This window comes from Pseudomonas sp. LBUM1645 (assembly GCF_059716185.1).
In genome coordinates this window covers 4,713,037-4,727,201 of record NZ_CP166811.1, presented here as the reverse complement: position 1 = coordinate 4,727,201, position 14,165 = coordinate 4,713,037, and the positions used below count along the sequence as shown (strand labels likewise).

Below are 14,165 nucleotides of genomic sequence, written 5' to 3'. Positions count from 1 at the left end.
CCTGTAGCCGCTGCCCAGCCTGCGAGGCCTGTGGGAGTGAGCTTGCTCCGGGCGGCGTTCCGGCGATGAGGGCGTATCAGTCGACGAAATGGTCGCCTGACTCACCGCTATCGCGAGCAAGCTCGCTCCCACATTCGATCCCCAGAAACACTGGATTGGTGTTCGACAATTATCCCCTGTGGGAGCGAGCTTGCTCGCGATAGCGGAGTGTCAGGCGGTATCGATATTGAATGTGCCGGCTTCATCGCGAGCAAGCTCGCTCCCACATTCGATCTTCAGAAGACACTGGATTGGTGTTCGACAGTTATCCCCTGTGGGAGCGAGCTTGCTCGCGATAGCGGAGTATCAGGCGGCATCGATGTTGAATGTGCCGGCTTCATCGCGAGCAAGCTCGCTCCCACATTCGATCCTCAGAAGACACTGGATTGGTGTTCGACAGTTATCCCCTGTGGGAGCGAGCTTGCTCGCGATAGCGGAGTATCAGGCGGCATCGATATTGAATGTGCCGGCTTCATCGCGAGCAAGCTCGCTCCCACATTCGATCTTCAGAAGACACTGGATTGGTGTTCGACAATTATCCCCTGTGGGAGCGAGCTTGCTCGCGATAGCGGAGTGTCAGGTGGAATCGATATTGAATGTGCCGGCTTCATCGCGAGCAAGCTCGCTCCCACATTCGATCTTCAGAAGACACTGGATTGGTGTTCGACAGTAATCCCCTGTGGGAGCGAGCTTGCTCGCGATAGCGGAGTGTCAGGCGGTATCGATATTGAATGTGCCGGCTTCATCGCGAGCAAGCTCGCTCCCACATTCGATCCCCAGAAACACTGGATTGGTGTTCGACAGTAATCCCCTGTGGGAGCGAGCTTGCTCGCGATAGCGGAGTGTCAGGTGGAATCGATGTTGAATGTGCCGGCTTCATCGCGAGCAAGCTCGCTCCCACATTCGATCTTCAGAAACACTGGATTGGTGTTCGACAGTAATCCCCTGTGGGAGCGAGCTTGCTCGCGATAGCGGAGTGTCAGGCGGTATCGATATTGAATGTGCCGGCTTCATCGCGAGCAAGCTCGCTCCCACATTCGATCTTCAGAAACACTGGATTGGTGTTCGACAATTATCCCCTGTGGGAGCGAGCTTGCTCGCGATAGCGGAGTGTCAGGTGGAATCGATATTGAATGTGCCGGCTTCATCGCGAGCAAGCTCGCTCCCACATTCGATCTTCAGAAACACTGGATTGGTGTTCGACAGTAATCCCCTGTGGGAGCGAGCTTGCTCGCGATAGCGGAGTGTCAGGTGGAATCGATGTTGAATGTGCCGGCTTAATCGTCGGAACGCCGCCCGGAGCAAGCGCGCTCCTACGCTACAGGGTGCGTTCCTGAGGCGTGGCGGTGAGCAAGTCGCGATTCTGCGTCTGCCCGGTTTCGTAATAGGCCTCGAGGTTCTCGGCGATCTCGCGCACGACGTTGTTGAACGCCTTAGCCAGAAACCATTCCACCAGTCGGCCACCGCGCAGGCTGTAGTTCATTTGGGTGGTGATGCGTGTCGCCTCACCCTCGGCCTGCAAGGCATAACTGAAGCTGGCCTCGCGGAACGGGAAGGGCGCGCCGCTACTGGCCTTGTGCAAAATCAGCACAAAACCGACACCTTCCTGCCATTGCACCACACTCTCATCCAGCCACTGCCCCCCTTTGCGGAACACTCGGCGACTGGCGCCAACCCCTTCTCGTGCGCCGGGATGAAACTGGCAGCCGGTCAGGCCCGGCACGTAGTGTGGGGCGAGGCTCAGGTCGCGCAGTTTGGCCCATGCGGCGGATGGGCTGAGATCCAGCAAAACACTGTGGCTGGCTATCGCAGGCATGTCGGGATTCCTCTTGTTTTAATGAAATGGCCAAAAGATCGCAGCCTGCGGCAGCTCCTACAGGTGTACACAATAAATGTAGGAGCTGCCGCAGGCTGCGATCTTTTCAGGATTGTGCCGCGTCGAGAAACGCCGGGCGTTCGCCACCGCCGTGCACGGTGATGTCCGCGCCGCTGACATAACGTGCCAGCGTTGATGCCAGGTACAGACAGGTATCGCCGATGTCTTCCGGAGCCGCCAGCCGTTGCAGCGGGATGGTCGCTGCCACCCGGGCAATGCCCGCCTGATCGCCATAATGCATGGCCGCCTGCTCGGTGAGAATCAACCCGGCCGTCACAGCGTTGACCCGCACCTTGGGTGCCCATTCCACGGCCAGCGAACCGGTCAGGTTCAGCAGCCCGGCCTTGGCCGCGCCATAGGCAGCAGTGCCGGGGGAGGGACGGGTCGCGCTGACGCTGCAAATATTGATGATTGCGCCACCGTCGGCTTGCGCCTGCATCACCTGATTGGCCTGCTGACAGAGATTCAGCGGCGCCAACAGGTTGAGGCGGATGATCGCTTCGCTAAAGCGCGGTGAGGCACTGGCCGCGTCGGCATTCGGTGAGCCTCCGGCGTTGTTGACCAATACATCGAGGCGACCGAAGCGCTCGACAATACTGTCGATCAACCGCCCGGACTGCTCGACATCCCGCAGGTCGCAGGACAGAAACAGCGCCTCGCGCCCAGCGCTGGCAGGCAGAGTGTCCGGTGCTTCGCGACCGCAGATCACCACGTCGGCACCACAGTCGAGAAAACGCTGAGTGATGCCGCGACCGACTCCTTTGCCACCGCCGGTGACCAGTACCACTTTGCCGCGAAAGTCCATCGGATCAAGCATGAGGTGCCTCGTTCTGTCGCTCGGGAATGCTGCCGATGCTAGGTGCGTAGCACCCGGCAGCCAACGTCCGAAAAGACTAGGGCGGCGTAGTCCTGTCGGACGATGTTGTTTGCCCGGGCGCTCGGAATAATCCGGCGACAACAACAGGCCGGGAGGACACCTTATGAGCGCATCAGCGCAAGGGCACTTCGTTACGCTGCCGCAGGGTTTGCAGCTGCACTACTTGGATATCGGCGGGCAGGACATCGGCAGCGGCGAGCCGGTGATTTTCATTCACGGCAGCGGGCCGGGCGCCAGCGGCCACAGCAACTTCAAGCAGAACTACCCGGTGTTTGCCGAGGCCGGTTATCGGGTCATCGTCCCGGACCTGCCGGGCTATGGCACTTCAGATAAGCCAGACACCCTCTACACCCTGGACTTCTTTGTCGACGCCTTGAGCAGTTTGCTCGATGCCCTGGATATCCAGCGATGCGTGCTGGTCGGCAATTCTCTGGGCGGTGCGATCGCGATCAAACTGGCCCTCGACCAGCCGCAGCGGGTCAGCCGGCTGGTACTGATGGCGCCCGGCGGCCTGATGGAAAAAGAACAGTATTACTTGCAGATGGAAGGCATCCAGAAAATGGGTGCGGCTTTCGCCAAAGGTGAACTGCACGATGCGGGCGGAATGCGCCGGCTGCTGGCGCTGCAACTGTTCGATGAGTCCTTGATCAGCGAAGAAACGGTCAATGAGCGGGTCGCAGTGGTGCGACAGCAACCGGTCTGCGTGTTGTCGACCATGCAAGTGCCCAACATGACCTCGCGCCTCGGCGAGTTGCAGTGTCCGATCCTCGGTTTCTGGGGCATGAATGACAAATTCTGCCCGGTGTCTGGCGCGCAAACGATGATGCAGCACTGCCAGAACATTCGCTTTGTACTGCTCAGCGAATGCGGGCATTGGGTGATGGTCGAGCACCGTGAACTGTTCAACCGTGAGTGCCTGGCATTTTTTCAGGAGGCACAGCGATGAGCGTGCAACTGCGCCGTCAATTCGGCGAAGAGCTGTATCAGGCGTTGCTGAGCGGCACCACCCTGGCGCCGCTGACCGAGCGCTGGCCATCGATCAGCATCGAAGACGCCTATCATATTTCCCTCTACAGCATCGAACGCCGGGTGGCCGCCGGTGACCGGATTGTCGGCAAGAAAATCGGCGTAACGTCGGCGGCGGTCCAGCAGATGCTCAACGTGCATCAGCCGGATTTCGGCTTCATCACCCGGCAGATGTCATTCGCCAATGACGCGCAAATCTCCCTCGCCGCGAACAAACTGATCCAGCCGCGCGCCGAGGGCGAGATTGCCTTCAAACTCAAGCACGATCTGATCGGCCCCGGTGTCACCGAAGCCGACGTGCTGGATGCGACCGAATACGTAATGCCGTGCTTCGAGATAGTCGACTCACGGATTCATGACTGGCGGATCCGTATTCAAGACACTGTCGCCGACAACGCCTCTTGCGGCGTGTTCGTGCTGGGCGATGTTCAGGTCGATCCTCGGACGCTGGATTTGCCCAACTTGCGCATGCGTGTGTTCAAGAATGGCGAGCCTCTCAGCGAAGGTTTGGGCTCGGCGGTGCAGGGTAATCCGCTGACGGCCGTGGCCTGGCTGGCCAACACCCTGGGTGCTTTCGGTATTCCATTCAAGGCCGGGGAAATCATTCTCTCAGGCTCTTTGGTGCCGCTGGAGCCAGCGCGTGCGGGCGACGTTTTTTCTCTGACCATCGATGGCCTGGGCAGTGCCCAGGTGTCTTTCTGCGCCTGACCTGTGGGGTTTAACCGGATGAGCAAGAAACTCAGAGCGGCCATTATCGGCCCGGGCAATATCGGCACTGACCTGCTGATGAAAATGTATCGATCGGAATGGATCGAGCCGGTCTGGATGGTCGGCGTCGACCCCCAATCCGAAGGCCTTAAACGCGCCCGTGAATTGGGCGTGAAAACCACGGCCGAGGGCGTCGACGGACTGCTGCCCCATGTGCTCGACGATGATATTCGCATCGCCTTCGATGCCACGTCGGCTTATGTACACGCGGAAAACAGCCGCAAGCTCAACGAACTTGGGGTGATCATGATTGATCTCACGCCAGCGGCCATCGGCCCGTTCTGCGTGCCGCCGGTCAATCTCAAGGAGCATGCGGCGACGTTGGCGATGAACGTCAACATGGTGACTTGCGGTGGCCAGGCGACCATTCCGATGGTCGCGGCAGTGTCGCGGGTCCAGTCGGTGAGTTACGGCGAGATCGTCGCCACCGTGTCCTCCGGTTCGGTCGGCCCGGGCACTCGCCAGAACATCGATGAATTCACCCGCACCACGGCCGGTGCGGTGGAGAAGATCGGCGGCGCCCGACGCGGCAAGGCAATCATCGTCATCAACCCGGCCGAGCCACCGCTAATGATGCGCGACACCATCCACTGCCTGACGGATGACGAACCGAATCAGGACGCCATTCGCACCTCGGTGTTGCAGATGGTCAAGGAAGTGCAGCGCTATGTTCCCGGCTACAAGCTGATCAATGGCCCGGTATTCGATGGGCACAAGGTGTCGATTTTCATCGAAGTCGAAGGCCTCGGCGACTTCCTGCCCAAGTCCGCCGGCAACCTCGACATCATGACTGCTGCGGGGCTGCGTACCGCCGAGATGTTCGCCGAAGAAGCCCACAAGGGCACCCTGCAACTGCCCGTCCGTTGAGTGGAGAATTGCCATGAATTTGCAAGGTAAGAGCGTCCGTCTGCACGACATGAGCCTGCGCGACGGCATGCATGCCAAACAGCATCAAATTAGTCTGGAACAGATGATCTCGGTAGCGACCGGTCTCGATGCGGCCGGCGTGCCGCTGATCGAAATCACCCACGGCGATGGCCTGGGCGGTGCGTCGCTGAACTACGGTTTCCCCGCCCACAGTGACGAGGAATACTTCGCGGCGGTGATCCCGCGTATGAAACAGGCCAAGGTCTCGGCGCTGTTGTTGCCGGGTATCGGCACCCTCGATCATTTGAGAATGGCCCATGAACACGGGGTGTCGACCATTCGTGTGGCCACCCACTGCACCGAGGCGGACGTCTCCGGCCAGCACATCGGCATGTCCGCGAAGATGGGCCTGGATACCGTCGGCTTTCTGATGATGGCGCACATGGTCAGCGCGGAAAAACTGCTGGAGCAGGCGCGGTTGATGGAGAGTTATGGGGCCAACTGCATTTACTGCACTGACTCTGCTGGCTACATGCTGCCTGATGAAGTCACTGAGAAAATCGCTGCATTGCGAGCAGGGCTGAGTGCCGGGACCGAAGTCGGTTTTCACGGTCACCACAACATGGGCATGGCGATTGCCAATTCCCTTGCCGCGATCGAAGCGGGCGCCGCACGTATCGACGGTTCGGTGGCGGGGCTGGGCGCGGGGGCAGGCAATACGCCGCTCGAAGTGTTTGTCGCGGTGCTTGAGCGGATGGGCGTCAACAGTGGCATCGACTTGTACCGGATCATGGACGTTGCCGAGGACCTGGTGGTGCCGATGATGGACCAGCCGATACGCCTCGACCGCGATGCGCTGACCCTGGGTTACGCCGGGGTCTACAGTTCGTTCCTGTTGTTCGCCAAACGTGCCGAGCAAAAGTACGGCATTGCCGCACGTGAGCTGCTGGTGGAATTGGGTCGACGCGGCACCGTCGGCGGTCAGGAAGACATGATCGAAGACCTGGCGCTGACCCTGTCACGTTCGCGGGGTGTCTTGCCAACCTGATCTGGCGACATCACAAAAAGCCACCGGCCTTGCTTGCAGGCCCGGTGGTTTTTTTATGGGAGCAGATTGTGCACCAGCGGGGGATAGCAATTGATGGCACTGGCCGAGCAACTGATGAACGCCGTGGTCGGTCGGTAGGCTTCATTCTTGAAGCGCTGACACAGGCTGGCGGTGCTGCTGGCGCAGACGATGATGAACAGGGCACAGGTGGCTTTTCGCATAGCGAGTCTCGACACGGATTTTATTGTTGTAGAGGCAAGGTATTGCGGTTGGCGGAACGTGGCTTCGTCCGAATGGACTAGTTGATGACATTCGTCCTGATCGGCGATTACCTGTAGGAGCTGAGCTTGCTCGCGAAGGCGGCCTGACAGCCGGCCATTTTCTTACAGGTGTACATATCCATTCCTGCGGTAACGGCCGCTAATGGTTTCGCTCTTACAGCGAGTCCCTTTTTCAAACGCCAAAAAGGAACCAAAAGGCTTCGCCCCGAGCGTCCGGCCCCTCGCTTAGGCTCGGCGTTCCTTCGTTCCGGTATCCATCCGGGGGCATCGCCCTCCGGTTGGCTTCGCTTCAACCTACATGCGATGAGTTCGACTGCGTCGAACGGCGCTACGCGCCAATCCCCGGATGAACACCTCCACTCAGCCTCCCGAAGGGGCGGGTAGATCAACATCAAAAGCAGCCGAGGCGGCCTGAAAGCCGACCGGTTAGCTGCGGATGTACGCGATTCATCGTAGGAGCGAGGCTTGCCCGCGAAGGCGGTGTGTCAGGCGACATCGATGTTGAATGTGCCGGCCTAATCGTCGGAACGCCGCCCGGAGCAAGCTCCCACAGGTTTGCGAATTGTCTGGTATTAGCTTCAGCCACGTCGGGCCAATGCCCCCATGGCCATGAACAGTGCAGCAATGGCCCGTGCTTCATTGAGTTCGCCGCGGGCCACCAGGTCGGGGATCTGCGCCAGCGGCACGCGCAGGCATTCCAGCGGTTCGGGCTCGTCGCCGATCAATTGGCAGGGGCTCAACTGTTCGGCCAGCACCACCCGGTAGCGATGGCACAGGTGACCTGGCGCCAGGGTCAGTTCGCCCAGTTCGCTGAGGCGTGCAGCGCGCATCCCGACTTCTTCGCAGAGTTCGCGTTGCGCCGCTTGCAGATAGTCTTCATCAGGCTCCGCGCCGCCCTTGGGCAGGCCAAGCACGGTTTTTTCCACGCCGACCGCATATTCACGGACCAGCAACACATGCAGCGGATCGGGCATCGCCACCAGCATCACCGAGCGATAGCCGGTGCCGCGCAGCCGTTCATAAACCCGCTGCTGGCCGTTGCTGAATTGCAGGTGCAAGGCTTCGATCTGAAAATAGCCGCTTTCAGCCAGCAATTCAGTCTTGAGGATGGTTGGACAGTTGCGCATGGTCAGGCCCCTGGTTGGGATAAAACCACTGTGCGCCATGCCGGGGTGGCCGCCATCGTCCGAGCGGACGAGGGCGGAGGTGGAACGCTAACCGAGGGTCGCCACGCTGCGCAGGATCAGCCGCACGAGCATGGTCTGGCGGGTCACGCCGGTCTTGGAGAAGGTTGACCGCAGGTGTGCCCGCGAGGTGTTGCGGCTGATGCCCAGCTCTTCGGAGGCTTCGTCGAGGGTTAATCCGTTGGCCAACAACATGGCCAGTTGAGTTTCGGCCGGGGTGAAGTCGAACAGCGCGCGGACGATCTCCTGTGGCGCGGTGGACTGTTGCTCCGGGTCGCTGATGAAAATCACCACGGTGGGGCATTGTTTGCCTTCGCTCCAGTCCGACAACGGCACCGAGCGCACGATGATCCCCAGGTCCGCCCGCCCGGACGGCCGTTGCACGCGCAGGGCTTCGACCACCGACGGGTTGCTGCTTTTTTGCGAGAGCAGCGATTGTTTCACCAGGCGCCGGAACTCTTGAGTGTCACGTGCCGTACCGACTTGCAGGCCGTCGTTGACCAGTTTGATGCCGTCCTTTTCCTGGATCAGCCGATCGGCGACCTGGTTGGTTTGGAGCACTTTGCCAGCCTCGTCGAGGATGATCGTACCGACCGCCAACTGATTCACCGCGCCGGCGTAGAGGTTGCGCTCGGCTTCGATGCGATTGAGCTGCATGTGGATCTTGATCGAGCGTTCCAGGTGCGGGATGAAGTGCGTCAGCAAGGCTTTCTCTTCGTTGCCGAAGGCCTTGTCATCGCGTCCGCGACTGATGCGGATACGGCACTGGGCGCCGTCGCAGGTGTTGATGTCGGCGCCGAGAATGTGGAACACATCCACCGGTTCGAGGAAATTCTTGTAGAACTCCGAGTGCTGCCAATCGTCGTTGGACACGAACTCGGCGAGGGTCACCACCTGGCGGTTGGGCAGGTCGACGAACGGGTCGAGGGTGAAAAAGTGTTTGTTGTACGACGCGGTCGCCTCGGTCGACGTACCGGTGGTGTTGACCATCAAGCCATCCACATGCGCGCTGGGCGGACGCAGGATGAAGGTCACGTACTTGCTTTCCAAGTACACGTTGAGCTGGTTGAGAAAGGTCGCCCAGGGAATGGTTTCCAGCGGTCCCTGATAGAGGTTGCCGATCAAATCACTGAACGTATCGAGGCTGAGGCTCTGTTGCATAGGGAAAACCGTTTTTATTATTAGCGTTGGCGGTGGCCGAGAATAAGCGCCGATATCGACTCCTTGCAACGCTCGGGCTCAAGGCCTGACGGGCGGCTGCCGGTCAGGCGCAGGGAGCGCGAAAGGCCGCTGTGTTCAGGCCCGTTCGCTGGCGCGCACGACGAACCGTTTTTGCTCCAGCACGTCGGCCGAGAGCGCCGCGACGTCGGTGTAGAACTGCTCGTACCAGCGGCGCAACTGATAGACCGGGCCATCGCCGTCACACAGCAGCGGGTTGTCGACGCGGGTCTTGCTGTGCCAGATCGTCACGTCTTCGTAGAAGGCTTCCTGGGCCTGTTGCACGTAGGCCTTGGCCATCGCCTGATTCTGTTCTTCGCTGAGACCGGGAATCTTTTTCACCAGCACGCCATAGCGCAGGGTGAAGCTGTCGAGGTCGATCGGCACATGGCAGTTGAGCAGGATCGAATGGATCGGCTGGCCGTTCATCGCGCCGGTCATTTCGGTGATCTGATAGGCCGGGCCGAAGTAGGTAGCCACGGTGCTCAACGCGCTGTCGCCGGACAAGCGCTCACTGCGGGCGCTCATGATCTGGGTGGCCAGGTGACCTTCGAAGACGTTGCTGAATTCCTCGACGGGCGCGCCATGCACCGTGCCGAAGTGCGCCATATCGGCGATGTTGTCGATCAATTCGCGGCAATTGGTGCCGATCTGCAATTCGGCGACTTCCCACGCGGCCCACTCTTCACTGAAGCAGGCGTCGATGCGCGGGATGCGTTGCTCAGGGAGCGGCGGGTTGCCTTCCGGGTCATTCCAGACGAACAGCAACTGGTTTTCTTCCATGAGTGGCCAGCTCTTGAGCCGGGCCCGTGGCGGAATGCGTTTGGCGTAAGGAATGTCATCGCAGACACCATCGGCACCCCAGCGCCAGGCGTGGAACGGGCAGCGAATCGAGTTGCCTTCAACACAACCGGTACTGAGGTCGGCGCCCATGTGCGGGCAATAGCCATCCAGAATATGCAGCTCGCCGTCTTCGCCCTGAAAGACCACCAACCGGGTGCCGAACACCTCCAGACGATGGGCTTTGCCGTCGCGGTATTGGGCGGCCAGACCAAGACAGTGCCAGCCACGGGCGTAGCGGTCTTCCAGCAGTTTGGCTTCGATGCGGTGCAAGGTACTCATCTTATTATTCTCCCAGGGTTCACGGGCTTGGCGCCTGTTACGGATTCTGCCGCCCCTGTAGAAGCGGGCATCGTCTGAATGGACGATGGCCGGTTTACGCCCGCCCGCTCTACTGACGCCATTGGACCCAGTGCAGGAGTTGGCGATGAGCAATGAACAAGGGCCGGTTGCGGTGATTACCGGGGCCGCCAGTGGTATTGGCCGGGGTTTGGCCGAGCATGCGGCAAGGCTGGGGATGCGCCTGGTGCTGGCCGATCTCGATGGGCCGGGGTTGCAAGCGCTGTGCGATGAACTACAGACGGGTGGTGCGCAGGCGATTGCTTGCGTCACGGATGTTGGCGATCTGGCGCAAGTCGAGCGCTTGCGCGATATCGCCCTCGAGCACTTTGGCGGGGTTGATCTGCTGTTCAACAACGCCGGAGTGATGCAGACCGGCTACAGCTGGGAAATCACTGCGCAGCAATGGCAACGGATGCTCAACGTCAACCTAAACGGTGTGATCAATGGCATTCGCAGTTTCGTGCCGCTGTTTTTGCGCCAGGGGCGGGCGGCCCATGTGATCAACACGGCGTCCCTCGCGGGCTTGCTCAGCAGCCCGTTGATGGCGCCTTACAACGTGACCAAGCAGGCAGTGGTCGCACTCTCGGAAACCCTGCACTACGAATTGAGCATGCTCGGTGTGCCGGTATCGGTCTCGGTGGTGTGCCCAGGGCCGGTGGCCAGTGAAATCATGGCGTCGAATCAAGTGGTGGACGCGGCCGGCTCGTCATTCAGTCAATTGCTCGATAGCAGCATCCGCCAAGGCATGACGCCGAGCGAACTGGCGGAGCAGGTGTTCGCCGCCATCGCTGAAAAACGCTTCTGGGTCTTCCCTCACAAAGGTTTCAAACCGGCGCTGGAGCGACGTGTGCAAAGCATCCTGGAAGAAACCAATCCGCAGTTTCAGATGACCGATGTAGAGGGAAATGCCGATGCCGCTCGATAAGCAGATCGCCGCCGTGCTCCAGCAGTTTCGCGATCTGCCGGAGCCCGACTTCAGCCAGCTCGATGCCAAGCAATATCGGCAGTTTTCCGACAACCTGCTACCCGCCATCCCCGGCGACCCGATGATCGAAGTGCGTCACCTGCGGGTCGCCGGCGCGACGGGCGAGCTGGATGCGCAGCTGTATCGGCCACTGGAGCAGGACAACCTGCCGCTGCTGGTGTTCTTCCACGGAGGCGGTTTTGTCATGGGCAACCTCGACACCCATGACAACCTCTGCCGTTCACTCGCCAGTCTGACGGAGGCGGTGGTGGTGTCGGTCGCCTACCGACTGGCGCCGGAAAACAAGTTCCCGGCGGCACCGCTCGATTGTTATGCGGCCACATGCTGGCTGGTCGAGCATGCGTCTGAACTGGGCGTTGATGGCAACCGGCTGGGCTTGGCCGGGGACAGTGCCGGGGGCAACCTGGCGCTCGCCGTGAGTCGGCTGGCGGCGCAACGCCAGGGGCCGAAAATCAGCTATCAATGCCTGTTTTACCCGGTCACCGATGCACGCTGCGACAGTCAGTCTTATGAGGATTTTGCCGAGGGCTATTTCCTCACCGGTGCGATGATGTACTGGTTTTGGCAGCAGTACCTGCGGGATGCCGATCAGGGGGATGATCCCTTGGCCTCGCCGTTACGCGCCGACCGGTTGTCGGACTTGCCGCCGACCACCCTGATCAGCGCCGAGTTTGATCCGCTGCGCGACGAGGGCGAGGCGTTTGCCTTGCGTCTGCGGGAAGCCGGCGTGTCGGTGCGCGTGCAGCGCTGCGAGGGCATGATTCACGGATTTATCAGCATGGCGCCGTTTGTCGAGCGCGCTGCGCACGCGTTGTCCGATGCCGCGGTAGACCTGCGCAGGGCGCTATCTCAAGCGAACACATAACCTGCGAGCTTGCTCGCGATGACGCAGTGTCAGGCACCATCAATGTTGAATGTGCTGACCTCATCGCGAGCAAGCTCGCTCCCACAGTAATTTTGGTTGCTCTCAGATTTTGTGTACACCCACTACCCCTGTGGGAGCGAGCTTGCTCGCGATAGCTATCTATCAGAAACATTTAGCGCAAAGTCTGCCTCACCCGCTGGCATTTACAGGTCTAGCCTTCTCATGACATCAGCATGAGAGAGGCAAAGGAATGCCTGACTTACCCGCTTCGCATCGCCTACGCGTCGGCCGCTACCCCGAACCCAACAGGATTTATCTGCTGACCACCAACACACTTGGCCGAGAACCCGTTTTCAAGGATTTCGGCTTGGGCAGGATGGTCGTCGACCAATTTCGAAGTGCCCAGGAGCAAGGCTGGGCGAACTCTTTAGCCTGGGTTGTCATGCCCGATCATTTTCATTGGTTGATCGAATTGCAGCAGTGTTCACTGAGTGAACTGATGCAAAAAACCAAATCATTGAGTACGCGGGCGGTGAACATGTCTACCGGTCGTCGAGGCGGCCTTTGGCAGCAGGGTTATCACGATCGGGCGCTGCGGCGAGATGAGGACTTGGTAAAACTTGCTCGTTATGTCGTTGCCAACCCATTGCGGGCAGGGTTGGTAGAGAAGCTGGGCGAGTATCCGCTGTGGGATGCGATTTGGGTTTGATCAGAAACCGTGTCGCCTTCATCGCGAGCAAGCTCGCTCCCACAATAGTTCGGGGTGTTCGCAGATTTTGTGTACACCCAGTAACCCTGTGGGAGCGAGCTTGCTCGCGATGGCGGCGTGTCAGAGACATCAATACTGAATGTCAAACCGCAATCGCGAGCAAGCTCGCTCCCACAGGTTTTGCGCTGTCTCAAGGGTTAACGTCTCGCAACATTTCCTTCGCCTGATCCTGCACCGCACCCGGTGCACTCATGTTGCCGTCGATCACGGTGATCACCGCATGCCCCTGCCACAGCTGATACGCATCGGCCTGTTGTTGGGCGGCCGTCGGTGTCGGCGGGGCGACCAGGTTGACGTGAACCACGCCGTCGGCGCCGCGCTGGGAGGTGAAGTTCACCCGGTCCCAATTGCCGATCGAGGCAAAACTCACGCCTTTGACGTCGCTGGCCGCCAGTGCCGGGTAATTGATATTCAACCCGCTGACACCCGGCAAACCGAGCACATTCAATTCGCAGCCGAGGTTGTTTTTTTCGCAGGCCTGTTTGGCTTGAGCACCCGCGTGACTTGCCTGCTCGATAACCTTCACCGCAAACCGGGCGGTGTCGTCCATGGCGCCGAGGGTCTTGCGGTAGCCGGCCTGTTGGTCGCGGATGATCAAGTCCATGTCGATGGCCGTCGACACCGCCACCGCCGGAATGCCCTTGAACATTGCGCGGACCGCTGCGTTCAAGGTGCCGGACATTTGCGTCAGCGGGCCGACGTTTTCACCAAAATTACTGCCCGACACCACCAGGTCTGGTGGACTGCCTTTGAGCAGCACGTCCAGGCCAACATTGACTGCATCCACCGGGGTGCCGATGGCGGAAGTCTTGCCCGGGGGCGGGGTGTAGCCCTCGGGTGGGCCGACGCAAAATTTGCCTGGCGCCAACTCGGTCACTGCCAACGCCTGCCCGGGCACGACCACGCTGGCTGCACTGATGCCACTGCTGTCGTTCAACGGACCAACGAGGGTCACCTGATGCCCGGCGGCGGTCAGCGCGCGGTACATCGCATCGATGCCGGGTGCCCGACAACCGTCGTCGTTGGTCAGCAGGATGTTCAGGGCATTGGCCTGCATCGACAGGCTGACGCTGGCCACGGCGATGACGCCTGTGAGCAATTTATTCATGGGGAGTTTTCCGTGAAATGAGCGAGTTCAAAAAAGCACAACGCCCCGACCGAGTAAATCGGTCAGGGCGCA

Annotated in this window: 15 protein-coding genes; 8 read left to right on the top strand and 7 right to left on the bottom strand. The window is 60.1% G+C overall.

Annotation, left to right across the window (positions count from 1 at the left end; genetic code table 11):
* Positions 1 to 207: 207 nt before the first annotated feature.
* On the top strand, positions 208 to 846 hold the full coding sequence (locus tag ACA079_RS21280) for a hypothetical protein (protein WP_497700841.1): 639 nt from the start codon (positions 208 to 210) through the stop codon (positions 844 to 846).
* A 511-nt stretch (positions 847 to 1,357) separates the two neighbouring features.
* On the opposite strand, the gene ACA079_RS21275 is transcribed toward ACA079_RS21280, so the two are convergent.
* Entirely contained in the window at positions 1,358 to 1,855 is a 498-nt protein-coding gene (locus tag ACA079_RS21275; RefSeq protein ID WP_497700840.1) for an SRPBCC family protein, read from the bottom strand.
* A gap of 106 nt (positions 1,856 to 1,961) precedes the next feature.
* Positions 1,962 to 2,732, bottom strand: a complete 771-nt coding sequence (locus tag ACA079_RS21270) for an SDR family oxidoreductase (RefSeq protein ID WP_497700839.1) — start codon at positions 2,730 to 2,732, stop codon at positions 1,962 to 1,964.
* Between the two features lie 163 nt (positions 2,733 to 2,895).
* Between ACA079_RS21270 and ACA079_RS21265 the strand changes: the two genes are divergently transcribed.
* Genes ACA079_RS21265 through dmpG form a run of 4 tightly spaced genes read left to right on the top strand, consistent with a single transcriptional unit; the run spans position 2,896 to position 6,501 of the window.
* Positions 2,896 to 3,738, top strand: a complete 843-nt coding sequence (locus tag ACA079_RS21265; RefSeq protein WP_497700838.1) for an alpha/beta fold hydrolase — start codon at positions 2,896 to 2,898, stop codon at positions 3,736 to 3,738.
* A complete protein-coding gene (locus ACA079_RS21260) occupies positions 3,735 to 4,526 on the top strand; it encodes a fumarylacetoacetate hydrolase family protein (protein WP_497700837.1) in 792 nt (263 codons plus the stop codon). Before ACA079_RS21265 ends, ACA079_RS21260 begins: the two co-directional genes overlap by 4 nt.
* Positions 4,527 to 4,544: 18 nt before the next feature.
* On the top strand, positions 4,545 to 5,453 hold the full coding sequence (locus ACA079_RS21255; RefSeq protein ID WP_095128530.1) for an acetaldehyde dehydrogenase (acetylating): 909 nt from the start codon (positions 4,545 to 4,547) through the stop codon (positions 5,451 to 5,453).
* A 13-nt stretch (positions 5,454 to 5,466) separates the two neighbouring features.
* Positions 5,467 to 6,501: a 4-hydroxy-2-oxovalerate aldolase gene (gene dmpG, locus ACA079_RS21250; protein ID WP_046054844.1), complete on the top strand. Its 1,035-nt coding sequence runs from the start codon at positions 5,467 to 5,469 to the stop codon at positions 6,499 to 6,501.
* Positions 6,502 to 6,554: 53 nt separating this feature from the next.
* Here the strand turns inward: dmpG and ACA079_RS21245 are convergent, their stop codons facing one another.
* From ACA079_RS21245 to ACA079_RS21230, 4 genes are all read right to left on the bottom strand, one after another.
* The gene (locus ACA079_RS21245) at positions 6,555 to 6,722 is read right to left on the bottom strand and encodes a hypothetical protein (RefSeq protein ID WP_497700836.1); all 168 of its coding nucleotides are present in this window, start codon (positions 6,720 to 6,722) and stop codon (positions 6,555 to 6,557) included.
* Positions 6,723 to 7,360: 638 nt separating this feature from the next.
* Entirely contained in the window at positions 7,361 to 7,909 is a 549-nt protein-coding gene (gene nudE / locus ACA079_RS21240) for an ADP compounds hydrolase NudE (RefSeq protein ID WP_497700835.1), read from the bottom strand.
* A gap of 87 nt (positions 7,910 to 7,996) precedes the next feature.
* Positions 7,997 to 9,127, bottom strand: coding sequence for a helix-turn-helix transcriptional regulator (locus tag ACA079_RS21235; RefSeq protein WP_046054842.1), 1,131 nt, complete (start codon positions 9,125 to 9,127; stop codon positions 7,997 to 7,999).
* A 135-nt stretch (positions 9,128 to 9,262) separates the two neighbouring features.
* Positions 9,263 to 10,306 carry a 3-ketosteroid-9-alpha-monooxygenase, oxygenase component gene (locus ACA079_RS21230; RefSeq protein WP_497700834.1) on the bottom strand — a complete coding sequence of 348 codons (1,044 nt, stop codon included), beginning with the start codon at positions 10,304 to 10,306 and terminating at the stop codon, positions 9,263 to 9,265.
* Positions 10,307 to 10,451: 145 nt separating this feature from the next.
* Here ACA079_RS21230 and ACA079_RS21225 point away from each other — a divergent pair, with 145 nt between their 5' ends.
* The 3 genes from ACA079_RS21225 (at position 10,452) to ACA079_RS21215 (ending at position 12,925) form a co-directional block, all read left to right on the top strand.
* Positions 10,452 to 11,291: an SDR family NAD(P)-dependent oxidoreductase gene (locus tag ACA079_RS21225; RefSeq protein WP_497700833.1), complete on the top strand. Its 840-nt coding sequence runs from the start codon at positions 10,452 to 10,454 to the stop codon at positions 11,289 to 11,291.
* A complete protein-coding gene (gene lipP1 / locus ACA079_RS21220; protein WP_497700832.1) occupies positions 11,278 to 12,216 on the top strand; it encodes a LipP1 family hormone-sensitive lipase in 939 nt (312 codons plus the stop codon). The genes ACA079_RS21225 and lipP1 overlap by 14 nt, the downstream gene beginning before the upstream one ends.
* Positions 12,217 to 12,466: 250 nt before the next feature.
* Positions 12,467 to 12,925 (top strand): REP-associated tyrosine transposase, encoded by a 459-nt coding sequence (locus ACA079_RS21215; RefSeq protein ID WP_497700831.1) that lies wholly within the window; start codon positions 12,467 to 12,469, stop codon positions 12,923 to 12,925.
* Between the two features lie 190 nt (positions 12,926 to 13,115).
* Here ACA079_RS21215 and ACA079_RS21210 read toward each other — a convergent pair whose 3' ends face one another.
* Entirely contained in the window at positions 13,116 to 14,093 is a 978-nt protein-coding gene (locus ACA079_RS21210; protein WP_497700830.1) for a 5'/3'-nucleotidase SurE, read from the bottom strand.
* Positions 14,094 to 14,165 lie beyond the last annotated feature (72 nt).